Consider the following 26,601-nt stretch of genomic DNA (forward strand, 5'->3'; position numbering starts at 1 on the left):
CCCGACAAGAAAGGATTCTTTGCCGTGGCCAGAGAGACACCCATCGAGCGTTATCGCAATTTCGGCATCATGGCTCACATCGATGCCGGCAAGACGACGACGACCGAGCGCATCCTGTATTACACCGGCGTCAATCACAAGATTGGCGAAGTCCATGAAGGCGCTGCCACCATGGACTGGATGGAGCAGGAGCAGGAGCGCGGAATCACCATCACCTCCGCGGCCACGACGTGCTTCTGGACGGGCATGGATCGGTCGTTCCCGCAGCACCGCTTCAACATCATCGACACCCCGGGGCACGTCGACTTCACCATCGAAGTCGAGCGTTCCTTGCGCGTGCTCGACGGTGCGGTGTTCGTGCTGTGCGCGGTCGGCGGCGTGCAGCCGCAGTCGGAAACCGTCTGGCGCCAGGCCAACAAGTACGGCGTGCCGCGCCTGGCCTTCGTCAACAAGATGGACCGCGCCGGTGCCGACTTCGACAAGGTTGTCGGCCAGCTGAAGGCGCGTCTCGGCGCCAACCCGGTGCCGATGCAGGTGCCGATCGGTGCCGAAGAGAACTTCGAAGGCGTCGTCGACCTGCTGAAGATGAAGGCGATCCACTGGGATGCCGCCTCGCAGGGCATGTCCTTCGAGTATCGCGACATCCCGGCCAACCTGGTCGAGAAGTGCAAGAAGGCGCGTGAGTACATGGTCGAGGCTGCGGCCGAAACCACCGAGGACTTGATGAACAAGTACCTCGAAGAAGGCGATCTGTCGGAAGCCGAGATCATTTCCGGCCTGCGAGCGGGCACCATCGCCACGGCGCTGATCCCGGTCTTCTGCGGCTCGGCCTTCAAGAACAAGGGCGTGCAGGCCATGCTGGACGCCGTCATCGCGCTGCTGCCGTCGCCGGCCGACCGTCCGCCAGTCAAGGGCACCGACGAGAAGGACAACGAGTCCTCGCGCAATGCGCAGGATACTGATCCGTTCTCGGCGCTCGCTTTCAAGATCGCCACCGACCCGTACGTGGGTACGCTGACCTTCTTCCGCGTCTATTCGGGCGTGCTGAACTCCGGTGACACCGTCTACAACCCGGTGAAGAGCCGCAAGGAACGCATTGGTCGTTTGCTCCAGATGCATGCGAACCAGCGCGAAGAAATCAAGGAAGTGCGCGCCGGCGACATCGCCGCGGCCGTGGGTCTGAAGGACGTCACCACCGGCGACACGCTGTGCGCGATGGATCAGGTCATCACGCTCGAGCGCATGGTGTTCCCCGAGCCGGTGATCGCGATGGCGATCGAGCCGAAGACCAAGGGCGACCAGGAAAAGATGGGCATCGCGCTGTCGCGCCTGGCCCAGGAAGATCCGAGCTTCCGCGTGCGTACGGACGAAGAATCCGGCCAGACCATCATCGCCGGTATGGGCGAGTTGCACCTGGAGATCATCGTCGACCGCATGAAGCGCGAGTTCAGCGTCGAGGCGAATGTCGGCAAGCCGCAGGTGGCCTATCGCGAAACCATCCGTCGCGCGGTCAAGCAGGAAGGCAAGTTCGTGCGCCAGTCCGGTGGTCGCGGCCAGTACGGCCACGTCGTGCTCGAAATCGAGCCGCGTGAGCGTGGCGAGGGCTACCTGTTCGAGAACGGCATCGTCGGCGGCGTGGTGCCGAAGGAATACATTCCGGCGGTCGACAAGGGCATCCAGGAAGCTGTTGCCGCGGGCGTCATGGCGGGCTTCCCGGTGGTGGACGTCAAGGTGCGCGTCATCGACGGTTCGTACCATGAAGTCGACTCGAACGAAATGGCGTTCAAGATCGCCGGTTCGATGGGCTTCAAGGAAGGCTTCATGAACGCGTCTCCGGTGTTGCTTGAGCCGATCATGAAGGTCGAGATGGTAACACCCGAGGATTACATCGGCGATGTCATGGGCGACATATCGCGGCGTCGCGGCGTGCTCCAGGGCAGCGACGACACGCCGTCGGGCAAGGTCATCAACTGCCACGTGCCGCTGGGCGAAATGTTCGGTTACGCCACTTCGCTGCGCTCGATGACCCAGGGCCGCGCCACTTTCACGATGGAATTCGACCATTACGCAGAAGCCCCGGCGAACATCGCCGAGGCCGTGATGAAGAAGTCCTGAGCCCTGCGCTCACCGCCATAGTCCAGATAGAAGTCAAAGGTTAGCTAGCCATGTCCAAGGGTAAGTTCGAGCGCACCAAGCCGCACGTGAACGTCGGCACCATCGGTCACGTCGATCACGGCAAGACCACTCTGACGGCCGCTCTGACGAAGATCGGTGCGGAGCGCTTTGGAGGTGAGTTCAAGGCGTACGACCAGATCGACAAGGCGCCGGAAGAGAAGGCGCGCGGGATCACGATCTCGACGGCGCATGTGGAATACGAATCGCCGTCGCGCCACTACGCGCACGTCGATTGCCCGGGCCACGCGGACTACGTGAAGAACATGATCACGGGTGCGGCGCAGATGGACGGCGCGATCCTGGTGTGCTCGGCCGCTGACGGCCCGATGCCGCAGACGCGCGAGCACATCCTGCTGTCGCGCCAGGTGGGCGTGCCGTACATCGTGGTCTACCTGAACAAGGCGGACATGGTGGACGACGCCGAGCTGCTCGAGCTGGTCGAGATGGAAGTGCGCGAGCTGCTGTCCAAGTACGACTTCCCGGGCGACGACACGCCGATCGTGAAGGGTTCTGCGCTGAAGGCGCTGGAAGGCGACCAGAGCGAGATCGGCGTGCCGTCGATCATCAAGCTGGTGGACGCGCTGGATACCTACATCCCGCTGCCGCAGCGTGACATCGACAAGCCGTTCCTGATGCCGGTGGAAGACGTGTTCTCGATCTCGGGTCGCGGCACGGTGGTGACCGGTCGCGTCGAGCGCGGCATCGTGAAGGTGGGCGAGGAAATCGAGATCGTTGGCCTGAAGCCGACGGTGAAGACGATCGTGACCGGCGTCGAGATGTTCCGCAAGCTGCTGGACCAGGGTCAGGCGGGCGACAACGCCGGTCTGCTGCTGCGCGGCACGAAGCGTGAAGACATCGAGCGCGGCCAGGTCATCTGCAAGCCGGGTTCGATCAATCCGCACACGGAGTTCGAAGCCGAGGTGTACGTGCTGAGCAAGGAAGAGGGCGGTCGTCACACGCCGTTCTTCAAGGGTTACCGCCCGCAGTTCTATTTCCGCACGACGGACGTGACTGGCAACTGCCAGCTGCCGGAAGGCGTGGAGATGGTGATGCCGGGCGACAACATCAAGATGGTGGTGTCGCTGATCGCGCCGATCGCGATGGAAGAAGGCCTGCGCTTCGCGATTCGCGAAGGCGGCCGTACCGTTGGCGCCGGCGTGGTGGCGAAGGTCATCAAGTAAGGAAGCGTGGGGTAGGGGGCAAGGGGCAAGGGCCCGGGCGTGAGTCTCGGTCCTCATTTGCCTCCAGTTTGGTCCCTCACCCCCCCTGCCTCTTGCCCCGCTTTTTGGGCATCGGGCACCAAAGCCGGTCACTGCCAGGAGGCTAGGCCGGCTAATAGTTTGAACGAGTGGTAAACGGCCCTGAAAAAGGGTTGGCAATCGCGAAACCGCGGAGTATAGTCCGCGGCCCTCTTGCCCGCTTTCGCGGGTGGGAAACAAAGACATCGGCGGTGGGGCGTAAGCTCAAGGATGTGGCGAACGCGCGAAATGCGCGGCGTGAACACCGCTACGGAGAGAAACATGGCACAACAACAGCGAATTCGTATTCGGCTGAAGGCTTTCGATCATCGTCTGATCGACCGGTCTGCCAGCGAGATTGTCGAGACCGCCAAGCGCACCGGCGCCCAGGTCCGCGGTCCTATTCCCCTTCCGACCAAGATCGAGCGCTACACCGTGCTCGTGTCGCCGCACGTCGACAAAGACGCGCGTGACCAGTACGAGACGCGCACGCACAAGCGTGTGATGGATATCGTCGACCCCAACGACAAGACCGTGGACGCGCTGATGAAGCTCGACCTGGCTGCCGGCGTCGACGTTCAGATCAAGCTCTACTGAGTCGGGGACTGCAGTCATGGCAATCGGATTGGTTGGCCGCAAGTGCGGCATGTCCCGAGTCTTCACGGAAAACGGCGAATCGGTGCCGGTGTCCGTGATCGAAGTCGAGGCGAATCGCGTCACCCAGGTCAAGACCAAGGACACTGATGGCTACGATGCCATCCAGGTCACGACCGGCAACAAGCGCGCAGCGCTCGTCAGCAAGCCGCAGGCCGGGCATTTCGCCAAGGCCAAGACCGGCGCTGGCCGCGGCCTGTGGGAGTTCCGCCTGAACGACGCCGACATCGGCAAGTTCGACGTGGGCGCCGAACTCAAGGCCGATGTGTTCAGCGAAGGCCAGATTGTCGACGTGTCCGGTGTGACCCGCGGCAAGGGCTTCGCCGGCACCATCAAGCGCTGGAACTTCACGATGGGCGACGCTACCCACGGTAACTCGTTGAGCCACCGCGCTCCGGGTTCCATCGGTCAGCGCCAGACCCCGGGTCGTGTGTTCAAGGGCAAGAAGATGGCGGGCCACATGGGCAACGCCAACGAGACCACGCAGAACCTGAAAGTCGTCCGCGTCGATGTCGAGCGCAACCTGCTGCTGGTGCGCGGCGCCATCCCCGGCGCGCCAGGTGGCGATGTGATCGTGCGTCCGGCTTCGAAGGGGCGCTGAGAGAATGAGCATGGAACTCAATGTCGTGGGCGGAAGCCCGATCCAGGTGTCGGAGACGGTGTTCAACCGCCCCTACTCCGAGGCGCTGGTGCACCAGATCGTGACCGCGTACCGCAATGCGGGCCGCGCCGGCACGAAGGCGCAGAAGACGCGCTCGCAGATGTCCGGCACCACCAAGAAGTTCAAGAAGCAGAAGGGCGGCGGCGCGCGTCACGGCGACTACCGCGCTCCGATCTTCGTCGGCGGTGGTCGCGCTTTCGCCGCTAGCCCGCGCAGCTTCGCGCAGAAGGTCAACCGCAAGATGTATCGCGGTGCGATGCAGGCGATCCTCTCCGAGCTGATCCGTCAGGATCGCGTCAAGGTCATCTCCGGCCTCGACATCGCGCAGCCGAAGACCAAGGATTTCGTCGCCAAGATGGCCGAGCTCGGCGTCAAGCGCGCAACGTTTGTTGCCGCTGAAGTGACCGAGACCGCCTACCTGGCCGCGCGCAACCTGCCGCATGTGTACGTCGTCGACGTGCATGCCCTGAATCCGGCGGCGCTCGTCGGCACCGATAACCTGGTGCTGACCGTCGACGCGGTGAAGAAGATCGAGGAGTGGCTGTCGTGAGCAACGAACGTCTGTTGTCGACCTTGATCGCGCCGCGCATCTCCGAGAAGACCGCGCGCATCCAGGCGGACCATAACCAGTACGTGTTCGAGGTTGCGACCTCGGCCACCAAGCAGGACGTGAAGGCTGCGGTCGAGACCCTGTTCAAGGTCAAGGTCGAGGGCGTTCAGGTGCTGAACGTCAAGGGTAAGTCGAAGGGCTTTCGCGGTCGCGCCGGCAAGCGCGCTGACTGGCGCAAGGCGTACGTGACGCTGGCCGACGGCCAGTCGATCGAATTCGGCGCGCAGGGCTGAGGAACCGACCATGCCTCTGATCAAAGTCAAGCCAACTTCCGCAGGCCGCCGTGGCGTCGTCAAGGTCGTCTCGCCGGAGCTGTACAAGGGCGGCCCGTACAAGCCGCTGACCGAGCCGCAGGACAAGACCGGTGGTCGTAACCACCACGGTCGCATCACCACGCGTCATCGCGGCGGTGGCTCGCGCCAGCACTACCGCCTGATCGACTTCAAGCGCGACAAGGACGGCATCGCCGCCCAGATCGAGCGCCTGGAATACGATCCGAACCGCACCGCACACATCGCGCTGCTGCTGTTCGTCGACGGCGAGCGACGCTACATCATCGCGCCCAAGGGAGCGAAGGTCGGTGACACGCTGCTCTCGGGCCGCGATGCCCCGATCAAGAACGGCAACTGCCTGCCGCTGCGCAACATGCCGATCGGCTCCACGGTGCACTGCATCGAGATGAAGCCGGGCAAGGGCGCCCAGATCGCGCGTTCCGCTGGCGCTTCGGCGCAGCTGGTCGCTCGCGAGCAGGGTTACGCCACGCTGCGTCTGCGCTCCGGCGAGATGCGCAAGGTGCCGGCCGACTGCCGCGCCTGCGTCGGCGAAGTGTCGAACTCCGAGCACAACCTGGAGCAGCTGGGCAAGGCCGGTGCGAAGCGCTGGCGCGGTATCAAGCCCACGGTCCGTGGCGCCGCGATGAACCCGGTGGATCACCCGCACGGTGGTGGCGAAGGCCGCTCCGGCCAGGGCAATCCGCACCCGGTGTCGCCGTGGGGCACTCCGGCGAAGGGTTACAAGACGCGCAAGAACAAGCGCACCAGCGTCTTCATCGTGCGTCGTCGCAACGGCTGATCAAGGGACTAGAGCATCATGTCGCGTTCATTGAAAAAGGGTCCCTTCGCCGACCTGCACCTTCTCAAGAAGGTCGAAGTCGCCGCTGCCGGGAACAGCAAGAAGCCGATCAAGACCTGGTCGCGCCGTTCGATGATCCTGCCGGAAATGGTGGGTCTGACGATCGCCGTCCATAACGGTCGCCAGCACGTTCCGGTGATCGTCAACGAGAACATGGTGGGCCACAAGCTTGGAGAGTTTGCGCCGACGCGCACCTTCAAGGGCCACTCCGGCGACAAGAAGGCAGGGAAGTAATCATGCAAGCACGCGCAATTCTGCGTACGGCGAGGATCTCGCCGCAGAAGGCCCGCCTCGTGGCGGACCAGGTTCGTGGCATGCAGGTCGGCCGCGCCGACCAGCTGCTCACGTTCAGCCCGAAGAAGGCGGCCGGCATGATCCGCAAGGTGCTGCTGTCCGCGGTGTCGAACGCCGAGAACAACCTCGGAGCCGACGTCGACGAGCTGAAGGTCACCACCATCTGCGTCGACGAAGGTCCGCAGCTGAAGCGGCTGCACGCCCGCGCCAAGGGCCGCGGCAACCGCATCATCAAGCGCACGAGCCATATCACCGTCATTGTCGGCGACGGCCGCGCGGACTGAGGATCGAAAAATGGGTCATAAAGTCAATCCCGTTGGTATTCGTCTCGGCATCTCCCGCGACTGGAATTCGAAGTGGTTCGCGAACCGCAAGGATTTCGCCGGCTACCTCGAAGCCGACCTGCGCGTCCGCGAATACCTGAAGAGCCGCCTGAGCCAGGCTGGCATCAGCAAGATCCAGATCGAGCGTCCGGCCAAGACCGCGCGCCTGACGATCTACACCGCACGTCCCGGCGTCGTCATCGGCAAGAAGGGTGAGGACATCGAGAAGCTGCGCAAGGACGTCTCGGACATCATGGGCGTGCCGACGCACGTCAATGTCGCCGAAATCCGCAAGCCGGAACTGGACGCGCAGCTGGTCGCCGAATCGATCACGCAGCAGCTCGAGCGCCGCATCATGTTCCGCCGCGCGATGAAGCGCGCAGTGCAGAACGCGCTCCGCCTCGGCGCCCTCGGCGTGAAGGTGAGCGTCGCGGGCCGCTTGAACGGCGCGGAAATCGCGCGTTCGGAGTGGTATCGCGAGGGTCGCGTGCCGCTGCATACGCTGCGCGCCGACATCGACTACGGCTTCGCCGAAGCCAAGACCACCTACGGCATCATCGGTGTCAAGGTGTGGATCTATCGCGGCGATGTCTTTGATCTCCATGCGCCACCGGCCGAAGCGAAGGCCGAGCGCTCGCAGGCCAAGTAAGGAGTAGGAAGCCATGCTGCAACCTGCACGCACCAAATTCCGCAAGGCGCACAAGGGGCGTAACAACGGCCTCGCGTTCGTCGCCAACAAGGTGAGCTTCGGCGAGTACGGCCTGAAGGCCGTCGAACACGGCCAGCTGACCGCACGTCAGATCGAAGCGGCGCGCCGCACGATCTCGCGCTTCGTCAAGCGCGGCGGCAAGCTGTGGATCCGCGTGTTCCCCGACAAGCCGATCAGCAAGAAGCCGATCGAAGTCCGCATGGGTAACGGCAAGGGCAACGTCGAATACTACGTCGCCCAGATCCAGCCCGGCCGGATGATCTACGAGATGGAAGGCGTTTCCGAGGCGCAGGCCCGCGAAGCGATGGCCCTTGCCGCCGCCAAGCTTTCCGTCAAGACCATGTTCGTTACCCGCTCGGTGCTGTGATGAATGCCAGTGAACTTCGTAGCAAGTCGATCTCCGAGCTGAAGGAACAGCTGCTCGGCCTGCGCCAGGAGCAGTTCAACCTGCGCATGCAGCGCAGCCAGGGCCAGCAGACCCAGCTTCACCAGATCAAGCGTGTACGCCGCGATGTCGCACGCGTGAAGACCGTCATCGCCGAGATCGAGCGCAAAGGTTAAGCCATGAGCGAGCAGCAGACAGAAACCACGAAGAAGGCCCGGCCGCTGGTCGGCGTCGTGGTCAGCGACAAGATGCAGAAGACCGTGACCGTGCTGGTCGAGCGCCAGATCCGCCATGGCGTCTACGGCAAGTTCATCCGTCGTTCCACCAAGTTCCATGCGCACGACGAGCTCGGCGCGCGTGAGGGCGACACGGTGACGATCACTTCCTGCCGTCCGATCTCCAAGACCAAGAGCTACACGGTCACCGAGATCGTGCGTCGCGCCGGCGAGTAAGGGGATAGCGCCATGATCCAGATGCAGAGCACGCTCGCCGCGGCCGACAACAGCGGCGCCAAGGAACTGATGTGCATCAAGGTGCTCGGCGGCTCCAAGCGCCGTTACGCCAACATCGGTGACGTGATCAAGGTCTCCGTCCGCGACGCGATTCCGCGCGGCAAGGTCAAGAAGGGCGAGGTCTACGACGCCGTGGTTGTGCGCACCCGCAAGGGCGTCCGCCGCGCCGATGGCTCGCTGGTACGCTTCGACGGAAACGCTGCGGTGTTGTTGAACAACAAACTTGAGCCGATTGGCACTCGTATCTTTGGACCGGTCACGCGCGAACTGCGCTCCGAGCGGTTCATGAAGATCGTGTCGCTGGCTCCCGAAGTGCTTTGAGGATTCAGTTATGAAGCGCATCCGCAAGGGCGATCAGGTCGTCGTGATCGCAGGCAAGGACAAGGGCCGCAAGGGCTCGGTGACGCGCGTGACCACCGAGGGCCGCGTGTTTGTCGAGAATGTGAACGTGGTCAAGCGTCACACGAAGGCGAATCCGCAGGCCAACCAGCCTGGCGGCATCGTCGAGCGCGAGGCGTCGATCGACGCCTCCAACGTGATGCTGCTGAATCCGAAGACCCAGAAGGGTGACAAGGTCGGGTTCAAGACCGTCAAGAACGACGCCGGTGTGGAGCACAAGGTCCGCGTGTACCGCTCCACTGGCGAAGTCATCGATATTGTTTGAGGTATAGACCCGTGACCGCGAGACTCGATACGTTCTACCGCGAATCCGTCGTGCCGGCGCTGACGAAGAAGTTCGCCTACGCCAACCCGATGCAGGTTCCGCGCCTGGTCAAGATCACGCTCAACATGGGCGTGGGCGAGGCCGTCGGCAACAAGAAGATCCTGGAAAATGCCGTCGACGACATGACCAAGATCTCCGGTCAGAAGCCGATCACCACGCTGGCCAAGAAGTCCATCGCGACCTTCAAGATCCGCGACGGCTGGCCGATCGGCTGCAAGGTCACGCTGCGCCGCAAGCACATGTTCGAGTTCCTCGATCGCCTGGTGAACGTCGCTCTGCCGCGCGTTCGCGACTTCCGTGGCCAGTCCGGCCGCGCGTTCGACGGTCGCGGCAACTACAACTTCGGTGTCAAGGAACAGATCATCTTCCCGGAAATCGACTTCGACCAGGTCGACGCGCTCCGCGGCATGGACATCTGCATCACCACCACGGCGAAGACCGACGCGGAGGCGAAAGCCCTGCTCGAGGCCTTCGGCTTCCCCTTCCGCAACTGATCCCACGCGAACCCAGGAGAGATTCCATGGCGAAGACTTCGATGGTGAATCGCGAGATCAAGCGCGAGAAGCTGGCCAAGCGCTACGGCGCCAAGCGCATCGAACTGAAGGCAGTCATTTCCAGTCTGACCGCCTCCTACGAAGAAAAGATGGAAGCGCAGGCCAAGCTGCAGAAGCTGCCGCGCGACTCCAGCCCCAGCCGTCAGCGCAACCGCTGCGCCCTGTCCGGCCGTCCTCGCGGCTACTACCGCAAGTTTGGTCTCGGCCGCAACAAGCTGCGTGAAGCAACCATGCGTGGCGACGTCCCTGGCCTGCGCAAGGCCAGCTGGTAAGCACCCTAAAGAATCAGGTAATCGTCATGAGCATGACCGATCCAATTGCCGACATGTTGACGCGCATCCGCAATGCGCAGGCCATGGGCAAGCAGAATGTGCAGATGCCAGCCTCGCGGGTGAAGCTCGCGATCGCTGAACTGCTGAAAGCAGAAGGCTACGTCAAAGACGTGGCGACCGCCGAGACCGGCCCGGGCAAGAAGGTCCTGAGCGTCAAGCTCAAGTACTTCCAGGGCAAGCCGGTTATCGAGAAGCTGGAACGCGTGAGCCGTCCTGGCCTGCGCAAGTACCGCGGCAACGATGCCCTGCCGAGCGTGCTCGGTGGCCTGGGCATCGCCATCGTGTCGACGTCGAAGGGCCTGATGACCGACGCCAAGGCGCGTTCGGAAGGTCTCGGCGGCGAAGTCCTCTGCCTGGTCGCCTAAGCGGGAGTAAGCACCATGTCTCGAGTTGCGAAAAAGCCGATCGCGCTGCCGAAGGGCGTCGAAATGACGACCGCGGCGGGCTCGATCGCAATCAAGGGCCCGAAGGGCACGCTGTCCGTGGCCCAGCCGGCCGGCGTCAGCGTCTCGATCGAAGGCGCCAATGTTTCGATCCAGCCGGCCAGCCTGGCGAATGACGCGATGGCGGGCACGCTGCGCGCGTTGCTGGCGAACTGCGTCACCGGTGTGGCCACGGGCTACGAGCGCAAGCTGGAACTGGTCGGCGTCGGTTACCGCGCCGCGATGGCCGGCAGCGACCTGAACCTGACGCTCGGGTTTTCGCACCCGGTGCTGTTCAAGGTTCCGGAGGGCGTGACCGTCTCCACGCCGTCGCAGACGGAAATCCTGATAAAGGGCGCCGACAAGCAGGCGGTCGGTCAGGTTGCCGCCAAGATTCGCGCGTTCCGTCCGCCCGAACCCTACAAGGGCAAGGGTGTGCGCTACAGCGGCGAAAAGATCACGCTGAAGGAAGCGAAGAAGGCCTAAGGCCCTTCCCGCCCTTTCACAAAGCAAGGACATCGATAGTCATGGCGAAAGTGGACAAGAAAGAAGCGCGACTGCGCCGAGCGCAGTCGACACGGCATCGGATTCGGGAACTGCAGGTTCCGCGGCTGACCGTCTACCGCACGGGGCAGCACATCTATGCCCAGGTGTTCGCGGCTGGCGGCTTTGGTGTGGTCGCTGCGGCGTCCACCGTCCAGAAGGACGTGCGCGAAGGCCTCACCGGCACCAAGAACAAGTCTGCGGCGTCCGCCGTGGGCCGTGCGATCGCGAAGCTGGCGCTCGCCGCCGGCGTCGATCGCGTCGCCTTCGACCGTTCCGGCTTCAAGTATCACGGGCGGATCCAGGCTCTGGCCGATGCCGCCCGCGAGGGTGGTCTCCAGTTCTGAGGTCGGCCCCGCCGCACCCTCGTCCATATTCAGGTGAGTAGCATGGCAAACGATAACGACAGCAGCGATGGCCTGCTGGAAAAGCTGGTAGCGGTCAACCGCGTGGCCAAGGTCGTCAAGGGTGGCCGTCAGTTCGGTTTCACCGCGCTGACCGTGGTCGGCGATGGCAACGGTCGCGTAGGCATCGGTTACGGCAAGGCGCGTGAAGTGCCGGCCGCGATCTCCAAGGCGATGGATCGCGCGCGTCGCAACATGGTCAAGGTGAGCCTGAACAACGGTACTCTCTGGTATGCGACGCAGGGTGCCCACGGTGCTGCCAAGGTGTACATGCAGCCCGCCTCCGAAGGTACTGGCGTGATCGCCGGCGGTGCCATGCGCGCCGTGTTCGAGGTGGTCGGCATCCAGAACGTGCTGGCCAAGGCCTTCGGCTCGCGCAACCCGATCAACCTGGTCCGCGCAACGGTCAAGGGTCTGGCTCGTATGGCGGCGCCGGGCGACTACGCGGCCAAGCGCGGCAAGCGTCTCGAAGAACTGACGGGGAAGTCCAATGAGCAGCGATAACGCCAGCGCTACTGTGCGCGTCAAGCTCGTCCGCAGCCCGAACAGCACGCCGGCCAACCACCGCCTGTGCGTCAAGGCCCTCGGCCTGAAGCGCATGCATCAGGTCGTGGAGCTGAAGGACAGCCCGAGCGTTCGTGGCCTGATCAACAAGGTCAACTATCTGGTCCGTGTCGAAGGCTGAGCCTGACGACCGAGTGGGAGTAGCATCGTGAGACTGAATACGATCAAGCCGGCCGAGGGCAGCAAGAAGGAAGCCCGTCGCGTCGGTCGTGGCATTGGCTCGACCCTGGGCAAGACCTGCGGCCGCGGCCACAAGGGTTCGTACGCGCGCACCGGCAAGGGCAAGATCAAGCCGGGCTTCGAAGGCGGCCAGATGCCGCTGCAGCGCCGCCTCCCGAAAGTGGGTTTCCGTTCCAAGATCAAGGCGTCCGTTGGTGAGGTCTTCCTCTACCAGTTGGCCCAGGTCAAGGGCGACGTGATCGACTTGGCCGCGCTGAAGGCTGCGGACTTGGTGGGCGTTGACATCAAGCGAGTCAAGCTGGTCAAGCAGGGCGACGTCGGTCGCGCGCTGACCGTGCGTGGCATCGGCTGCACCGAAGGTGCCAAGGCAGCGATCCTCGCCGCCGGCGGATCGGTGGAGTAAAGCCCCTTGGCCAACGCGTCGACCAGTGCGGGTAACGCGCTCGGCAAGCTCGGTCACCTGTCCGAGCTGCGCCAGCGTCTGCTGTTCGTCTTGGGTGCGCTGATCGTCTTCCGCGCCGGCAGCTTCATCCCGGTGCCCGGGGTCAATCCGGAAGCGATGCTGCAGCTGATGGAATCTCAGCGCGGCACGATCATCGACGTGTTCAACATGTTTTCGGGTGGCGCCCTTGAGCGCTTCTCGATCCTCGCGCTCGGCGTCATGCCGTACATCTCGGCATCGATCGTGGTGCAGATCCTTGGCACCGCCTTGCCCTCGCTGCAGGCTTTGAAAAAGGAAGGCGAGGCGGGTCGTCGCACGCTGACCAAGTACACCCGCTGGGGAACCTTGGGACTGTCGATCTTCCAGGGTTTCGGTGTGGCTTACGCGCTGCAGCAGCAGGGCGGTAGCGTGGTGATCTCGCCGGGTATCGGCTTCCTCGTGACTGCGGTGATCAGCCTGACGGCTGGAACGATGTACCTGATGTGGCTGGGCGAACAGGTCACTGAACGCGGTATCGGCAACGGTATCTCGATCCTGATCTTCGCCGGTATTGTCGCGGGCTTCCCGGGGGCGATCGCCACCACGCTGGAACTCGCCAGCACCGGTCAGTTGCAGTTCCTGTCGATCATCCTGGTGCTCGCCATCGTGGTCGTGGTGACGGCCTTCGTGGTGTTCATGGAACGCGCCCAGCGGCGCATCACCGTGAACTACGCGCGGCGCATGTCCGGTCGCCAGGCGTACCAGAACCAGTCGTCGCACCTGCCGCTCAAGCTCAACATGTCGGGCGTGATCCCGCCGATTTTTGCCTCAAGCCTGATCCTGTTCCCGGCCACCGCCGCGACCTGGTTCGGCACCGGTGAGGGTACTCGCTGGCTGCAGCGCTTGGCGGCGATGCTCGGTCCGGAACAGCCGCTGCACATGTTGCTGTACGACGGTCTGATCTTCTTCTTCGCCTTCTTCTATACCGCGCTGGTGTTCAACGCGCAGGAGACTGCCGACAACCTGAAGAAGTCAGGTGCGCTGATCCCCGGCATCCGCCCGGGCAAGGCGACGGCGGACTACATCGACGGTGTGCTGACCCGTTTGACGGCCGTTGGCGCGCTGTACCTGGTCGCAGTCTGCCTGCTGCCGGAATTCATGCGCATCTACTTCGATGTGCCGTTCTATTTCGGCGGCACTTCGTTGCTGATCGTGGTCGTGGTGGTGATGGACTTCATGGCGCAGATCCAGGCGCACCTGATGTCGCACCAGTACGACAGCCTTTTGAAGAAGGCGAACCTGAAGAATGTCGGGCGTGGTGGCTTGCTGAAGTAAAGCTGTCCGGTTCGCCTGGAACTGAAGACGTTTGCGCAAAACGGTATGGAACCTGCTACTATAGGCGGTTCCACCAGTCGCGCTCTTGGAGTGGAGAGTACTCATGGCACGTATCGCGGGTGTCAACATCCCGGTCAACAAGCATGCGTGGATCGGCTTGACCAGCATCTACGGCGTCGGTCGCAGCAGCGCGCGCAAGATCTGCGCTTCCGCTGGTGTGGAGCCGACCACCAAGGTCAAGAGCCTCACCGAGGCTGAGGTCGAGCGCCTGCGTGCCGAAGTCGGCAAGTTCACGGTCGAAGGTGACCTCCGTCGCGAAGTCGCGATGAGCGTCAAGCGCCTGATCGACCTGGGCTGCTACCGCGGCCTGCGTCACCGCAAGGGCCTGCCGATCCGCGGTCAGCGCACGCGTACCAATGCGCGCACCCGCAAGGGCCCGCGCAAGCAGATCAAGAAGTAAGCACTTAATTCCGGAATCAGAAAATGAGCAAGGCGGCTGCCGCGGCCGGTAAGGCCAAGAAGAAGATCAAGCGTTCCGTCTCCGACGGCATCGCGCATGTCCAGGCTTCGTTCAACAACACGGTGATCACGATCACCGATCGCCAGGGCAATGCACTGAGCTGGGCGACCTCGGGTGGCGCTGGCTTCCGCGGCTCGCGCAAGAGCACGCCCTTCGCTGCGCAGGTCGCGGCTGAGAAAGCCGGGCGCGTCGCGCTGGAATACGGCGTCAAGGCGCTGGAAGTGCGTATCAAGGGCCCCGGCCCGGGCCGCGAGTCAGCCGTGCGCGCGCTCAATGCGCTCGGCCTCAAGGTCACCAACATTCTGGACGTCACGCCGATTCCGCATAACGGCTGCCGTCCGCCGAAGCGCCGTCGCGTGTAATCAAGGAGGATTGACGTCATGGCACGCTATATTGGTCCCACTTGCAAGCTCGCCCGTCGCGAAGGAACGGATCTGTTCCTGAAGAGCCCGGCGCGCCCGATCGACAAAAAGTGCAAGATCGAGCAGAAGCCCGGTCAGCACGGCGCGGCGAAGAAGGCGAAGAACTCCGACTACTCGCTGCAGCTGCGCGAGAAGCAGAAGGTCAAGCGTATGTACGGCGTGCTCGAGCGCCAGTTCCGCCGCTATTACGCGGAGGCCAGCCGCCGCCGTGGTGCGACCGGCGAGAACCTGCTGCAGATCCTCGAGTCGCGTCTGGACAACATCGTGTATCGCATGGGCTTCGCGGTGACGCGCGCCCAGGGTCGCCAGCTGGTGGCCCATCGCGCGATCAAGGTCAATGGCCGCATCGTCAACCTGCCGTCCTACCAGGTCAAGGTGGGCGACGTGGTGGCGCTGGCCGACCGCGCGAAGGACCAGCTGCGCGTGAAGGAAGCGCTGACGCTGAGCCAGGAAATGGACCTGGCGCCGAACTGGGTGGAACTCGATTCCGCCAAGTCGCAGGGCGTGTTCAAGCAGCTTCCGGATCGCAGCGATCTGTCCGCCGACATCAATGAGAATTTGATCGTCGAGCTCTACTCCAAGTAATTCCAGGAAGGTTTGACATGACGTCTGCAACCAGCTTGCTGCGTCCCCATAATCTGGTGGTCGAGAATGCCGGCGAACGGCGCGCGCGAGTCGTGCTCGAGCCGCTGGAGCGGGGATTCGGCCACACCTTGGGCAACGCGCTGCGTCGTGTGCTGCTGTCGTCGATTCCGGGTGCTGCCATCACCGAAGTCGAGATCGATGGCGTGCTGCACGAGTACAGCACCATCGAGGGTGTGCAGGAGGATGTCGTCGAGATCCTGCTCAACCTCAAGGATGTCGCGGTTCGCCTGCACAATGTCGAGCAGACCACGGTTCACCTGTCCCGCAAGGGACGTGGCCCCGTGACTGCCGGCGACATCACCACCGACCACAACGTCGAGATCGTCAATCCGGATCTGCTGATCTGCACGCTGACCAAGGACGTCTCGTTGTCGATGCGCCTGAAGATTGCGCGCGGCGTCGGCTACGAGGCTGCCAGCAGCCGTCGCATGCCGGAAGACGAGGCGCGCCCGATCGGTCGTCTCCAGATCGACGCGACCTACTCGCCGATTCGCCGGGTTGCCTACGCGGTCGAGAGCGCGCGCGTCGAGCAGCGCACCGACCTCGACAAGCTGGTGCTGGACGTCGAGACCGATGGCACTGTGGATGCTGTCGACGCGGTCAAGCAGGCTGCGGGAATCCTGGTCGATCAGCTCGGCGCCTTCGTCGATGTGAGTCGTCGTACCGAGGAGCGCCCGGTGGCCGGTCGCGCCGAGGTGGATCCGATCCTGCTGCGTCCGATCGACGATCTGGAGCTGACTGTTCGCTCGGCCAACTGCCTGAAGGCGGAGAGCATCTACTACATCGGTGATCTGATCCAGCGCACCGAAGTGGAGCTGCTCAAGACCCCGAATCTCGGCAAGAAGTCGCTCACCGAAATCAAGGATGTGCTCGCCGCGCGCGGTTTGTCGCTCGGCATGAAGCTCGAGAACTGGCCGCCGCCGGGCCTGGCTACCAGCGGCTTTGGCGGTTGATAAGGAGAATCTGCCATGCGTCATCGTAATTCCGGCCGCGCGTTCGCGCGCACCAGCTCGCACCGCCAGGCCATGTTCCGCAACATGACCAACGCGCTGTTTCAGCACGAGCTGATCAAGACCACGCTGCCCAAGGCGAAGGAACTGCGCAAGTTCGCCGAGCCGCTGCTGACCCTGGCCAAGGTCGAGGGCGTCAGCAATCGCCGCCTGGCGTTCAGCCGCCTGCGTGACAAGGCGATCGTCGGCAAGCTGTTCGTTGAACTCGGCCCGCGCTATCGCTCGCGTCCCGGCGGCTACCTGCGCATCCTGAAGTGCGGCTTCCGCGCCGGCGACAATGCGCCGATGGCGTATGTCGAACTGGTGGATCGCCCGCAAAAGGCTGCCGCGGAAGCTGCCGTCGAAGCCTGAGCCGGTTCGACTGTCGTGGATTGAAAAGGCCGCCTCCGGGCGGCCTTTTTGCGTTGCAGCATTCGACGTCTTTCGGGTTACACTCGAACGCTCGTCGGTGTCGACCGGCGCTGGTATGCGAAACCAATCGCGTTTCCGGTGGTCCGAGTCAGGTCAATCGACTGCGAGGAAACTGCAATGCTCGGACTGGACAAATTCAACGCGCGGCAGATCTATGGCGCACTGACGCTGGTGTGCGTTGCGCTGCTTGGCTATGCGTTTTATGCCGAGCACGTGCTTGGGCTGGTGCCCTGTCCGCTTTGCATGTTCCAGCGCGCGGCGGTGATTGCTTTTGCGGTGGTTTGCCTGCTGGGCGCGCTGCATGGGCCCCGCGGCTGGGGAATTCGCGTCTATGCAGGGCTCGGGATCGTCGTGACCGGGCTTGGCGCGGCCATCGCGGGCCGGCATGTCTGGTTGCAGTCGCTGCCCAAGGACCAGTTGCCGTCGTGCGCGCCGCCGATGGATTACATGTGGAACAACCTGCCCTTCGGCAACATGCTGAAGACCGTGATGATGACCTCGGGGGAATGCGCCAACATCGATTGGACCCTCCTGGGCTTCAGCATGCCGGCCTGGACGTTCGCATTTTTCGTATTGATGGCCGTGGCCATGATCGTGCTGGTGCTGTTTCCGCCAGTGCGTGGAACCGCGGCGCGCTGAGGCGCGCCAAACCAGGGGTCGAACCGTGCTGAGGAAGGAAAGGGTGCTCACCGCCATTCGCGAAATTGAAAACTGGTCGCCGGCGTCCTGGGCGCAGTATCCGGCCTTGCAGCAGCCGACCTACGAAGACGCCGCCGCGCTGAGCGCGCAATTGCGCGAACTGCGGCAGTTGCCGCCACTGGTCACCTCCTGGGAAATCCTGCAACTCAAGCAGGAACTGGCCGACGCCTCTGAAGGGCGTCGCTTCCTGCTCCAGGGCGGCGATTGCGCCGAGAACTTCAGCGACTGCAGCAGTCCGCACATCGCCAACCGGCTGAAGGTGCTGCTGCAGATGTCGCTGGTGCTGGTCCACGGCCTGAAGCAGCCGATCGTGCGCGTGGGGCGCTTCGCCGGGCAGTATGCCAAGCCGCGTTCTGCTGATATGGAGACCAAGGACGGAGTGACGCTGCCGAGCTACCGCGGCGACCTGGTCAATGGTCCGGAGTTCACACCCGAGGCGCGTCGTCCGGATCCGCAGCGCATGGTCGAGGGGCATTCGCGCTCGGCGCTGACGATGAACTTCGTACGCGCGCTGATCGATGGCGGATTCGCCGACCTGCACCACCCCGAATATTGGAACCTCGACTGGGTCCAGCATTCGCCCTTCGAGCGCGAGTACCGCGACATGGTGCGCTCGATCGGCGATGCCGTGCGCTTCATGGAGAGCGTCGGCGGGGCGCCGATCGGCAGCCTGCGCCGGGTCGATTTCTACACCTCGCACGAAGCCCTGCTGCTGCACTACGAAGAGGCGCTGACGCGGCAGGTGCCGCGCCAGTGGGGCTGGTTCAACCTCTCGACGCACTATCCGTGGATCGGCATGCGCACCGCCGCATTGGATGGCGCGCACGTCGAGTACTTCCGCGGCATCCGCAACCCGATCGGCGTCAAGATTGGCCCGTCGGTGACCGGTGACCAGTTGCTGCGCCTGATCGACCGCCTGAATCCGGAGAACGAGGCCGGTCGCCTGACGCTGATCCATCGCCTCGGTGCCAACAAGATTGCCGAGCACCTTCCGCGCCTGATCGAAGCGGTGCGCAGCAACGGCAAGCGCGTGCTGTGGTGTTGCGATCCGATGCACGGCAACACCGAGGCCACCGCGAACGGCTACAAGACCCGGCGCTTCGAGAACATCCGCTCGGAACTGGAACAGGCTTTCGACATTCACGCAGCCTGCGGCTCGCGCCTGGGCGGCGCACATCTGGAACTGACCGGCGAGAATGTCACCGAGTGCCTGGGCGGCGCGCGTGACCTGACCGAGGTCGATCTGGAACGCGCCTACCACTCGACCGTCGATCCGCGCCTGAACTACGAGCAGGCGATCGAAATGGCCATGCTGATCGTGCGCAAGCAAGGCGCGCGCGTGGCAGAAGCAGTGAGTGGTGAGTACGCGAGAAGAGTGGCAGAAGCCCGCGAGAGCGTGGCTTCACGCCACTTACCATTGAGCGCCGCGAAGCGGCGCGGACCACTCACCGGACGCTGCGGCGCAGCCGCAGCGTTCAATCCATGAAGTAGCCGCCGTTGACCGGCAGGTTGGCGCCAGTGATGAAACCGGACTCTTCGGCAGTCAGGAAGTCGACGGCGCGCGCGATGTCGGAGGGTTCGCCGAGGCGGCCGACCGGGATCTTGGCGATGATCTCGTTGCGGATCGGCTCGGGGATCTGCATGACCATTGCCGTCTTGCAGTAGCCGGGCGACACCGAGTTGACAGTCACGCCCTTGCGCGCCACTTCGCGCGCCAGCGCCATGGTGAAGCCGTGCATGCCGGCCTTGGCCGCCGAGTAGTTGGTCTGCCCGAACTGACCGGTCTGGCCATTGACCGAGCTGATGTTGACGATGCGGCCGAAGCCGCGCTCGCACATGCCGTCGACGAACTGGCGCGAGAGGTTGAACACGCCGTCCAAATTCACCCGGATCACGTCCGACCACTGCTTGGCGTCCATCTTGCGCAGCGTGGTGTCGCGCGTGATGCCGGCGGCGTTGACCAGGATGTCGACTGGGCCATGGTGCTGCTGCACGCGCTCGGCGAATTCGGCGCAATGGTCGAAGTCGGCCACGTTCAGCGCTTCGAAGCGGATATGGCCGTTGAATTCGGACACCGACTCGCGGAAGGCGTCGATGCGCTCCGGGCGCGCGTCGAGGTCGGCGGCGACCACCTTTCGGCCGGATCGCGCCAGGTGGCGGCAGATTTCGGTACCCAGGCCGCCAATGCCACCGGTGACCACGGCCAGACGTTCGTGCTTTGCGGACATGGGATCATTCCTTGATTGCTGCAATGCAGCACGGGCGCGATCTTAGGACTGCGCTCCTGCAGCGTCAATGCAACCAACGTGAAATACGCTGCACGCCCATACCCGTGAAACGCAGAGACGCAGAGGACGCAGAGAGAAGCGGTTGAACGTCTCGAACCGTAGCCCGGCCGGCGGTCACTTTGCGCTTCTCTGCGTTCTCTGCGTCTCCGCGTTGAACAAGGGCCCGGCACAGCCGTATAGCCGTCTGTTATGTGCGCAGTTGGCAAAGCGCAGGTATGATCCGCGGCCTTTTGTTGTATCGCCCTGACTTAGGACCCGTCGATGAGCGCTTACCTGTTCACCTCCGAATCCGTTTCCGAAGGCCACCCGGACAAACTGGCCGACCAGATCTCCGACGCCGTTCTCGACGCCATCCTGGCGCAGGACACTTCGGCGCGCGTCGCCTGCGAGACCATGGTCAAGACCGGTGTCGCCATTGTTGCGGGCGAGATCACGACGAGCGCGTGGGTGGACCTCGAAGCGCTGGTGCGCAAGGTGATCGTCGACGTGGGTTATGACTCGTCGGTGGTCGGTTTCGACGGCGCGACCTGCGGCGTGCTCAACCTGATCGGCAAGCAGAGCCCGGACATCGCCCAGGGCGTGGATCGCAAGAGCCCGGAAGAGCAGGGCGCGGGCGACCAGGGCCTGATGTTCGGCTATGCCTGCGACGAAGCCCCGGAGTTCATGCCGGCGCCGATCTACTACAGCCACCGCCTGGTGGAGCAGCAGAGCAAGGTGCGCAAGAAGAAGAACTCGCCGCTGTCCTGGCTGCGCCCGGACGCCAAGAGCCAGGTCACCATGCGCTATGAGAATGGCGACATCACCAGCGTCGATGCCGTGGTGCTCTCCACCCAGCACGATCCGGACGTGAAGCACAAGGATCTGAAAGAGGCGGTGATGGAGCACATCATCAAGCCCGTGATCCCGGCCAAGTGGATCGGCAAGCACACCAAGTTCCACATCAACCCGACCGGCAAGTTCGTCATCGGCGGCCCGGTGGGCGACTGCGGCCTGACCGGCCGCAAGATCATCGTCGACACCTACGGCGGCATGGCGCGCCATGGCGGCGGCGCTTTCTCCGGCAAGGATCCGTCCAAGGTCGATCGTTCGGCGGCTTACGCCTGTCGCTACGTGGCCAAGAACATCGTTGCCGCGGGCCTCGCCACCAAGTGCGAGATCCAGGTGTCCTACGCGATCGGCGTGGCCGAGCCGACCTCGATCTCGGTGACCACCTTCGGCACCGGCAAGATCGCTGACGCGGAGATCGAGAAGCTGATCCGCGCGCACTTCGACCTGCGTCCCTACGGCATCGTCAAGATGCTCGACCTGATCCACCCGATGTACCAGCCGACCGCGGCCTACGGCCACTTCGGCCGCAAGCCTTACGAAATCAAGGGTGCGGACGGCAAGAGCTACACTGCCTTCTCGTGGGAGAAGACCGACAAGGCCGATGCGCTGCGCGAAGCCGCGGGCCTGGCGAAGAAGAAGCGCTGATCCCGGCGCGCGTCACCGGTGCACAGCATAAGGCCCGCGAAAGCGGGCCTTATGCGCTTCAGTGGGAGCGTGGCTTCAGCTGCCTTTGGGCTTCTCGCCGCAGTAGTCCTGCAGGATCTTCTGGGTATCGGCGATCTGCGCGTCGCGCTCGGCGCGGGTGAGTTCCCGTTGCTTGCCGCCTTCCTCGATTATCAGCGGATTGTCGCTCTGCAGCATCTTCAGGTTTTCGCTGTGCGCCTTGCAGCCGGCGCGACGCTGGGCATTGATCTCCGCGCGTTCCTCGTCGGTCAGCGGCTTCGGGTTGACGGCCTGCTGGGCCTGGGCGGCGAATGCGCTGAGTGCAAGGACCAGCGCAAGGGACAGACGATGGTTCACGGGTTTCCTCCTCGGGACGTGTCGCGGCCGCATCGCTGCCGCTGGCGCGATCTTAGCCCAGTCGACGCCTTCTTCGCAGATCGCCGTGGTCCGCGCAGCACAGGGTTGCGATCTCCGTTCAGTCCGCAAGAATGCGCGGGCCATGGTGGTACTTTCGGTCGGATGCGCGCGTTCGGCGATGCGGGCATCCTTCGTCGAATTCCTGCAGGAGCCGCGCATGAGCACCCCCACGGCAACACGCCGCCACGCACTCGTCACCGGATCCACCAGCGGCATAGGCCTGGCCATCGCGCGCGCCTTTGCTGGAGCCGGCATGCAGGTGACCCTCAATGGATTCGGCGAACCCGACGCGATTGAATCCGCTCGCCGCGACATCGAGGCCGATTTTGGTGTGACCGCGCGCTACTGCGGCGCCGACATGCGCGATGGCGCAGCGATTGCGACGATGGTGCAGGAAGCCAGCGGGGCGCTCGGCAGCGTCGACGTGCTGGTCAACAACGCAGGGATCCAGTTCGTCTCGCCGGTCGAGGATTTTCCGCTCGACAAATGGGACCAGATCATCGCGATCAACCTGTCGGCAGCCTTCCACGCGACGCGTGCGGTGGTGCCGCAGATGAAGGCGCGCCGCTGGGGCCGGATCATCAACACCGCCAGCGCGCACGCGCTGGTTGCCTCGCCGTTCAAGAGCGCCTATGTGGCGGCCAAGCACGGCATTGCCGGGTTCACCAAGTCGGTCGCCCTGGAACTGGCGACCTTCGGCATCACCATCAATTCGATCTGCCCGGGCTACGTGTGGACCCCGCTGGTCGAGAAACAGATCCCGGACACCATGAAGGCGCGCGGGTTGACCGAGGAACAGGTCAAGCGCGACGTGATGCTCGCCGCGCAGCCGACCAAGGAATTCGTCACCGTCGAACAGGTCGCCGCGCTGGCCCTGTTCTTGTGTAGCGACGCGGCCTCGCAGATCACCGGCAGCAACATCGCGATGGATGGCGGCTGGACCGCGCAGTAACGCCCTGTTGGCTGGAGACGTTCAGCGCAGAGTCGCAGAGGACGCAAAGAAAGGCAGAAGCGAAGGTCCAACGATGGATTGCCTGTCGTAGTCCTGAAGCGAAGCCACAGCCGGAAACGAAGCCACAACCAGGAGCTCTGCTGCTGCTGACGCTTCGCACTCGATTTCAACCGAGCAAATCGATCAAAATGCTTGCCACGAAGACCAGGCAGGAAGCCGGGTCGAAGGGAAAATGGGGTCCCCTGTGGAGCGCCGAGGAGCGGAGCGGCTTGCAGGGGAAAGCGAGCATGTTCGAGCACAGGGATGTGCGAGTTGCGCAGCGGCCTGCAAGGCGCGAGCACCGCAGGGAACCCCGTGTGCACGACGCACACGGGGCGCGGACGCGGGGTGCCCTCTTTCTTGGTCACCTTCTTTCTGGGCAAGCAGAAAGAAGTGACTCGGCCGCCAGGCCGAAACGCTCTTGCTCTTGATCTTGAGGGTCCTCTGCGACGCGCGGCCCTCAGATCCGGGCGGCCGCCCGCAGCTCGGCCTGCACGCGGTCGAAGCGCGCGGCGACGGATTCGGCGGGCGCGGCGTCGGCGTTGCTGACCAGCCAGATCGCCAGCGTTGCCAGGGCCACGCCGGGGACCATCTCGTACAGGCCGAACCAGCCGTACTGCTTCCACACCAGCACGGTGGCAGCGCCGGTCAGCATGCCGGCGAGTGCGCCGTTGCGGGTCATGCGGCGCCAGTACAGCGAGATCACAACCACCGGGCCGAAGGCGGCACCGAAACCGGCCCAGGCGTAGGAAACCAGGTCGAGCACCCGGTTGCCGGGGTTCCACGCCAGCGCGATGGCGAGCAGGGCAATCGCCAGCAGCGCCGCCCGCCCGACCCAGATCAGCTCGCGCTGGCTCGCTTGCTTGCGCAGGAAGGCCTTGTAGAAGTCCTCCGTGATCGCGCTGGAGCACACCAGCAACTGGCAGGACAGGGTGCTCATGATGGCCGCGAGCACGGCCGACAGCAGCACACCCGCGATCCACGGGTTGAACAACTGCTGCGCCAGCAGGATGAACACCCGTTCGGGATTTTCGTTCACTGCCGTGGCCAGTTCCGGATGCGCGCCATAGAAGGCGTTGGCGTAGAAGCCCGTCGCCACCGCGCCCGCGAGGCAGAGCACCATCCAGCTCATGCCGATGCGCCGCGCCGGGCGGATCGCGGCCAGCGATTCGGCCGCCATGAAGCGCGCCAGGATGTGCGGCTGGCCCACATAGCCCAGGCCCCAGGCCATCAGCGAGACGATCCCGACGAAACTGGTGCCGGTGAACCAGTCGGCGCGCTCCGGGTGCGCCGCTGCGATCGCGCTGAATGCGGCAACCGGCCCGCCGCCGCCGGCGATCAGCATCAGCGGCACCACGATCAGAGCCAGGATCATCAGCGTGGCCTGCACCGCATCGGTCCAGCTGACCGCCAGGAAGCCGCCGATCAAGGTATAGGCGATGGTCACCGCGGCGCCGGCCCAAAGCGCCTGGGCATATGGAATGCCGAAGGTGCTCTCGAACAGGCGCGCGCCGGCGACGATGCCGGAAGCCGAATAGATCGCAAAGAACACCAGGATCACCAGCGCCGAAAACACCCGCAGCAGGCGTAGGCGGTCATCGAAGCGATGGGTGAAATAGTCCGGCAGCGTCAGCGCGTTCTCGGCGCGCTCGGTGTAGACGCGCAGCGGCCCGGCCACGTAGCGCCAGTTCATCCACGCGCCGGCCACCAGGCCAATGACGATCCATGCCTCCGCCAGCCCGGACGCGTACAGCGCGCCCGGCAGGCCCATCAGCAGCCAGCCGCTCATGTCGGATGCGCCGGTCGACAGCGCCGTCACCAGCGGACTCAGGCTGCGTCCGCCGAGGATGTAGTCGTCGAATGAGCGCGTGCGCCACCAGGCCCAGGCGCCGATGCCTAGCATCCCCGCCAGGTACACGGTAAAGGTAATCCACAGCGAACTGGACGCGCTCATGCCGGTGCCTGCGGTTGCGAGGCGCCGATCATGCAACCGTGGCCAGCAGCGCCGCCAGCGCCGCGTGACGGCCCTCGCTCGTGGCCAGCGCGACCGGATCCACACCCGTGTCGTTGCGCAAGGATGGGTCGCCGCCGGCAGCGCGCAGCAGACGGATCAGGCGTGCCTGGTCTCGATGCGCCGCCGCGTGCAGCGGGGTCCAGCCGGCCTGCTGCTGCAGGTTCGGATCGGCACCGAAGGCGATCAGCAATTGCGCCAGCGCGCAGGCCTGCGCCTCGTCGCTGCGCGCGCAGGCCGAATGGATCGGCGCGACGCGCATCGGGTTGGCGGCTGGGGTGTTGGCATCTGCGCCAGCGCCGAGCAGCAGTGCGGCGCACTTAAGGTGCCCGAAGAAAACGGCAAGTCCGAGCGCGGGAAAACCGTCGCCGGAACGCGTGTTGGCCACGGCAGGATCCGCCGCCAGCGCAGCGAGCAGGGCATCGCCGTGGCCGAGCGCCGCGGCTTCGGTGATCGCCAGCCGGGGCTTGCGTTGCGCGAAGTCCTGCGCGAGTTCGCGCTTGCCCATGTACAGCGCCAGCAGGATCGCGCTGGCGCCGCCGGCGATCTCGCCATCGAGCAATCCTGGATCGGCATCGACCAGGGCGCAGGCGGTCGCGCGGTCGTCGGCTGCGATCGATTGCTGCAGACGCTGGGCGGTCTCCATCGGCGTTATCTCCACTTGAACGGGCGGGGCGGCGGCGGGCGGTGTTCAGCCGGCGCTTAATCTCGGCACCCTACCGTGAATTCCAGCAGCGGTCTTCCAGGGCAAGTGCCGAAAGGCAGGGGTGAACCATGGTGCTGGCGATGCGCAGGGCGAAAGGACGGGCGTTGGATCAGAAACGGGTGATCGCGATCAGTGGGGTATTGCTGATCCACCTCATGGTGCTGGCGCTGATGCTGCTGCCGCGGCAGCCGGCGGAGCTGTGGAAACCGCAGCCGCCGGAGATCGTCTACACCGTCGATCCGAGCGATCCGCCGCCACCGCCGAAGCCGCCCGAGCCCATCGTCGTGCCGCCGCCGCCGATCCAGATCATGCCGCTGACTGCGCCGCCGCAGGCACCGATCCTGGCGCCGGTGCAGGCGCCGCCGATCGTCAGCAACGACATCGTCGTCGCCGAGGCCAGCGATCTGCCGGTGATGCCGGACGCGATCGTCGACGAGAGCGCCAGCGCTCCGGCGCTGGGTACGCAGGCCAACCTCGTCACGCTCAAGAAACTGCGCGGAAACCCGCCCGCCTATCCGCGGCGCGAACTGGCGCGCGGGGTCGAGGGCGAGGTGGTGCTGCGGGTGCTGGTGGGAGCCGATGGTCTGCCGCAGCAGATCGATGTGGTGGGTGGCACGCGCAACCGCAACCTTGAGGCCGCTGCGGTCCGCGCGATCAAGCGCTGGCGCTTCCAGCCGTACGCCGTCGATGGCGTGCCGCGCGCCGCGTGGGCGCGCGTGCCGGTGGTGTTCAGTCTCGAATGACCGGGCCGGCGAGCCGCTGGCGGTCGCCGGCGGCTCGCGCGGTCTTGCGGGGCCCGGTTGCCGCGAGCATCCTGCT

General features: G+C 64.4%; 38 protein-coding genes. 34 read left to right on the plus strand and 4 right to left on the minus strand.

Annotated elements, in window-relative coordinates; genetic code table 11:
• Positions 1–24: 24 nt before the first annotated feature.
• From fusA to IPK27_14270, 31 genes are all read left to right on the plus strand, one after another.
• Positions 25–2,115 carry an elongation factor G gene (fusA, locus tag IPK27_14120; GenBank protein MBK8068711.1) on the plus strand — a complete coding sequence of 697 codons (2,091 nt, stop codon included), beginning with the start codon at positions 25–27 and terminating at the stop codon, positions 2,113–2,115.
• A gap of 50 nt (positions 2,116–2,165) precedes the next feature.
• Entirely contained in the window at positions 2,166–3,356 is a 1,191-nt protein-coding gene (gene tuf / locus IPK27_14125) for an elongation factor Tu (protein ID MBK8068712.1), read from the plus strand.
• Between the two features lie 339 nt (positions 3,357–3,695).
• Positions 3,696–4,010: a 30S ribosomal protein S10 gene (gene rpsJ, locus IPK27_14130; GenBank protein ID MBK8068713.1), complete on the plus strand. Its 315-nt coding sequence runs from the start codon at positions 3,696–3,698 to the stop codon at positions 4,008–4,010.
• 16 nt (positions 4,011–4,026) lie between these two features.
• Complete coding sequence (gene rplC, locus IPK27_14135) at positions 4,027–4,668, plus strand: 50S ribosomal protein L3 (GenBank protein ID MBK8068714.1); 642 nt, start codon at positions 4,027–4,029, stop codon at positions 4,666–4,668.
• A gap of 10 nt (positions 4,669–4,678) precedes the next feature.
• Positions 4,679–5,278, plus strand: a complete 600-nt coding sequence (gene rplD, locus IPK27_14140; protein ID MBK8068715.1) for a 50S ribosomal protein L4 — start codon at positions 4,679–4,681, stop codon at positions 5,276–5,278.
• A complete protein-coding gene (gene rplW / locus IPK27_14145; GenBank protein MBK8068716.1) occupies positions 5,275–5,571 on the plus strand; it encodes a 50S ribosomal protein L23 in 297 nt (98 codons plus the stop codon). Before rplD ends, rplW begins: the two co-directional genes overlap by 4 nt.
• Before the next feature lie 10 nt (positions 5,572–5,581).
• The gene (rplB, locus tag IPK27_14150) at positions 5,582–6,409 is read left to right on the plus strand and encodes a 50S ribosomal protein L2 (GenBank protein MBK8068717.1); all 828 of its coding nucleotides are present in this window, start codon (positions 5,582–5,584) and stop codon (positions 6,407–6,409) included.
• 18 nt (positions 6,410–6,427) lie between these two features.
• Positions 6,428–6,703, plus strand: a complete 276-nt coding sequence (gene rpsS / locus IPK27_14155) for a 30S ribosomal protein S19 (GenBank protein ID MBK8068718.1) — start codon at positions 6,428–6,430, stop codon at positions 6,701–6,703.
• A 2-nt stretch (positions 6,704–6,705) separates the two neighbouring features.
• The gene (gene rplV / locus IPK27_14160; protein MBK8068719.1) at positions 6,706–7,047 is read left to right on the plus strand and encodes a 50S ribosomal protein L22; all 342 of its coding nucleotides are present in this window, start codon (positions 6,706–6,708) and stop codon (positions 7,045–7,047) included.
• Between the two features lie 10 nt (positions 7,048–7,057).
• Positions 7,058–7,735, plus strand: a complete 678-nt coding sequence (gene rpsC / locus IPK27_14165) for a 30S ribosomal protein S3 (protein ID MBK8068720.1) — start codon at positions 7,058–7,060, stop codon at positions 7,733–7,735.
• A 13-nt stretch (positions 7,736–7,748) separates the two neighbouring features.
• Positions 7,749–8,162, plus strand: coding sequence for a 50S ribosomal protein L16 (gene rplP / locus IPK27_14170; GenBank protein MBK8068721.1), 414 nt, complete (start codon positions 7,749–7,751; stop codon positions 8,160–8,162).
• Positions 8,162–8,356 (plus strand): 50S ribosomal protein L29, encoded by a 195-nt coding sequence (rpmC, locus tag IPK27_14175; GenBank protein MBK8068722.1) that lies wholly within the window; start codon positions 8,162–8,164, stop codon positions 8,354–8,356. The genes rplP and rpmC overlap by 1 nt, the downstream gene beginning before the upstream one ends.
• 3 nt (positions 8,357–8,359) lie before the next feature.
• Positions 8,360–8,632 carry a 30S ribosomal protein S17 gene (rpsQ, locus tag IPK27_14180; protein ID MBK8068723.1) on the plus strand — a complete coding sequence of 91 codons (273 nt, stop codon included), beginning with the start codon at positions 8,360–8,362 and terminating at the stop codon, positions 8,630–8,632.
• A 12-nt stretch (positions 8,633–8,644) separates the two neighbouring features.
• Positions 8,645–9,013, plus strand: coding sequence for a 50S ribosomal protein L14 (rplN, locus tag IPK27_14185; GenBank protein MBK8068724.1), 369 nt, complete (start codon positions 8,645–8,647; stop codon positions 9,011–9,013).
• Between the two features lie 10 nt (positions 9,014–9,023).
• Complete coding sequence (rplX, locus tag IPK27_14190) at positions 9,024–9,356, plus strand: 50S ribosomal protein L24 (protein ID MBK8068725.1); 333 nt, start codon at positions 9,024–9,026, stop codon at positions 9,354–9,356.
• 11 nt (positions 9,357–9,367) lie between these two features.
• A complete protein-coding gene (gene rplE, locus IPK27_14195; GenBank protein ID MBK8068726.1) occupies positions 9,368–9,910 on the plus strand; it encodes a 50S ribosomal protein L5 in 543 nt (180 codons plus the stop codon).
• A gap of 26 nt (positions 9,911–9,936) precedes the next feature.
• Positions 9,937–10,242 (plus strand): 30S ribosomal protein S14, encoded by a 306-nt coding sequence (rpsN, locus tag IPK27_14200; protein ID MBK8068727.1) that lies wholly within the window; start codon positions 9,937–9,939, stop codon positions 10,240–10,242.
• Between the two features lie 26 nt (positions 10,243–10,268).
• The gene (gene rpsH / locus IPK27_14205) at positions 10,269–10,667 is read left to right on the plus strand and encodes a 30S ribosomal protein S8 (GenBank protein ID MBK8068728.1); all 399 of its coding nucleotides are present in this window, start codon (positions 10,269–10,271) and stop codon (positions 10,665–10,667) included.
• 15 nt (positions 10,668–10,682) lie between these two features.
• On the plus strand, positions 10,683–11,210 hold the full coding sequence (rplF, locus tag IPK27_14210) for a 50S ribosomal protein L6 (GenBank protein MBK8068729.1): 528 nt from the start codon (positions 10,683–10,685) through the stop codon (positions 11,208–11,210).
• Positions 11,211–11,251: 41 nt separating this feature from the next.
• On the plus strand, positions 11,252–11,614 hold the full coding sequence (rplR, locus tag IPK27_14215; protein MBK8068730.1) for a 50S ribosomal protein L18: 363 nt from the start codon (positions 11,252–11,254) through the stop codon (positions 11,612–11,614).
• Between the two features lie 42 nt (positions 11,615–11,656).
• Positions 11,657–12,175 carry a 30S ribosomal protein S5 gene (rpsE, locus tag IPK27_14220; GenBank protein ID MBK8068731.1) on the plus strand — a complete coding sequence of 173 codons (519 nt, stop codon included), beginning with the start codon at positions 11,657–11,659 and terminating at the stop codon, positions 12,173–12,175.
• Positions 12,162–12,356, plus strand: a complete 195-nt coding sequence (gene rpmD / locus IPK27_14225; GenBank protein ID MBK8068732.1) for a 50S ribosomal protein L30 — start codon at positions 12,162–12,164, stop codon at positions 12,354–12,356. Before rpsE ends, rpmD begins: the two co-directional genes overlap by 14 nt.
• Positions 12,357–12,383: 27 nt before the next feature.
• Positions 12,384–12,818 (plus strand): 50S ribosomal protein L15, encoded by a 435-nt coding sequence (gene rplO, locus IPK27_14230; protein MBK8068733.1) that lies wholly within the window; start codon positions 12,384–12,386, stop codon positions 12,816–12,818.
• 6 nt (positions 12,819–12,824) lie between these two features.
• Positions 12,825–14,171 carry a preprotein translocase subunit SecY gene (gene secY, locus IPK27_14235; GenBank protein ID MBK8068734.1) on the plus strand — a complete coding sequence of 449 codons (1,347 nt, stop codon included), beginning with the start codon at positions 12,825–12,827 and terminating at the stop codon, positions 14,169–14,171.
• A gap of 103 nt (positions 14,172–14,274) precedes the next feature.
• Positions 14,275–14,631 (plus strand): 30S ribosomal protein S13, encoded by a 357-nt coding sequence (gene rpsM, locus IPK27_14240; GenBank protein ID MBK8068735.1) that lies wholly within the window; start codon positions 14,275–14,277, stop codon positions 14,629–14,631.
• A gap of 23 nt (positions 14,632–14,654) precedes the next feature.
• Positions 14,655–15,053, plus strand: coding sequence for a 30S ribosomal protein S11 (rpsK, locus tag IPK27_14245; protein MBK8068736.1), 399 nt, complete (start codon positions 14,655–14,657; stop codon positions 15,051–15,053).
• An 18-nt stretch (positions 15,054–15,071) separates the two neighbouring features.
• Complete coding sequence (gene rpsD, locus IPK27_14250) at positions 15,072–15,698, plus strand: 30S ribosomal protein S4 (GenBank protein ID MBK8068737.1); 627 nt, start codon at positions 15,072–15,074, stop codon at positions 15,696–15,698.
• 17 nt (positions 15,699–15,715) lie between these two features.
• Positions 15,716–16,711, plus strand: coding sequence for a DNA-directed RNA polymerase subunit alpha (gene rpoA, locus IPK27_14255; protein MBK8068738.1), 996 nt, complete (start codon positions 15,716–15,718; stop codon positions 16,709–16,711).
• 15 nt (positions 16,712–16,726) lie between these two features.
• Complete coding sequence (gene rplQ / locus IPK27_14260) at positions 16,727–17,119, plus strand: 50S ribosomal protein L17 (GenBank protein MBK8068739.1); 393 nt, start codon at positions 16,727–16,729, stop codon at positions 17,117–17,119.
• Between the two features lie 177 nt (positions 17,120–17,296).
• Positions 17,297–17,818: a disulfide bond formation protein B gene (locus tag IPK27_14265; GenBank protein MBK8068740.1), complete on the plus strand. Its 522-nt coding sequence runs from the start codon at positions 17,297–17,299 to the stop codon at positions 17,816–17,818.
• A gap of 25 nt (positions 17,819–17,843) precedes the next feature.
• On the plus strand, positions 17,844–19,364 hold the full coding sequence (locus IPK27_14270; GenBank protein ID MBK8068741.1) for a 3-deoxy-7-phosphoheptulonate synthase class II: 1,521 nt from the start codon (positions 17,844–17,846) through the stop codon (positions 19,362–19,364).
• Here IPK27_14270 and phbB read toward each other — a convergent pair.
• Positions 19,354–20,106 carry an acetoacetyl-CoA reductase gene (gene phbB, locus IPK27_14275; protein ID MBK8068742.1) on the minus strand — a complete coding sequence of 251 codons (753 nt, stop codon included), beginning with the start codon at positions 20,104–20,106 and terminating at the stop codon, positions 19,354–19,356. The genes IPK27_14270 and phbB overlap by 11 nt on opposite strands.
• A 321-nt stretch (positions 20,107–20,427) precedes the next feature.
• On the opposite strand from phbB, the gene IPK27_14280 reads away from it, so the two are divergent.
• Positions 20,428–21,639 (plus strand): methionine adenosyltransferase, encoded by a 1,212-nt coding sequence (locus IPK27_14280; GenBank protein ID MBK8068743.1) that lies wholly within the window; start codon positions 20,428–20,430, stop codon positions 21,637–21,639.
• A 75-nt stretch (positions 21,640–21,714) separates the two neighbouring features.
• On the opposite strand, the gene IPK27_14285 is transcribed toward IPK27_14280, so the two are convergent.
• Positions 21,715–22,014 carry a hypothetical protein gene (locus tag IPK27_14285; GenBank protein ID MBK8068744.1) on the minus strand — a complete coding sequence of 100 codons (300 nt, stop codon included), beginning with the start codon at positions 22,012–22,014 and terminating at the stop codon, positions 21,715–21,717.
• Between the two features lie 217 nt (positions 22,015–22,231).
• Here IPK27_14285 and IPK27_14290 point away from each other — a divergent pair, with 217 nt between their 5' ends.
• Positions 22,232–23,026, plus strand: a complete 795-nt coding sequence (locus IPK27_14290; GenBank protein ID MBK8068745.1) for a 3-hydroxybutyrate dehydrogenase — start codon at positions 22,232–22,234, stop codon at positions 23,024–23,026.
• 499 nt (positions 23,027–23,525) lie between these two features.
• On the opposite strand, the gene putP is transcribed toward IPK27_14290, so the two are convergent.
• Positions 23,526–25,019: a sodium/proline symporter PutP gene (putP, locus tag IPK27_14295; GenBank protein MBK8068746.1), complete on the minus strand. Its 1,494-nt coding sequence runs from the start codon at positions 25,017–25,019 to the stop codon at positions 23,526–23,528.
• 28 nt (positions 25,020–25,047) lie between these two features.
• The gene (locus IPK27_14300) at positions 25,048–25,722 is read right to left on the minus strand and encodes an ankyrin repeat domain-containing protein (GenBank protein ID MBK8068747.1); all 675 of its coding nucleotides are present in this window, start codon (positions 25,720–25,722) and stop codon (positions 25,048–25,050) included.
• A gap of 164 nt (positions 25,723–25,886) precedes the next feature.
• Between IPK27_14300 and IPK27_14305 the strand changes: the two genes are divergently transcribed.
• Positions 25,887–26,525, plus strand: coding sequence for an energy transducer TonB (locus tag IPK27_14305; GenBank protein ID MBK8068748.1), 639 nt, complete (start codon positions 25,887–25,889; stop codon positions 26,523–26,525).
• Positions 26,526–26,601: the final 76 nt, after the last annotated feature.

The sequence above is a fragment of the Rhodanobacteraceae bacterium genome (assembly GCA_016713135.1).
GTDB lineage: Bacteria > Pseudomonadota > Gammaproteobacteria > Xanthomonadales > SZUA-5 > JADKFD01.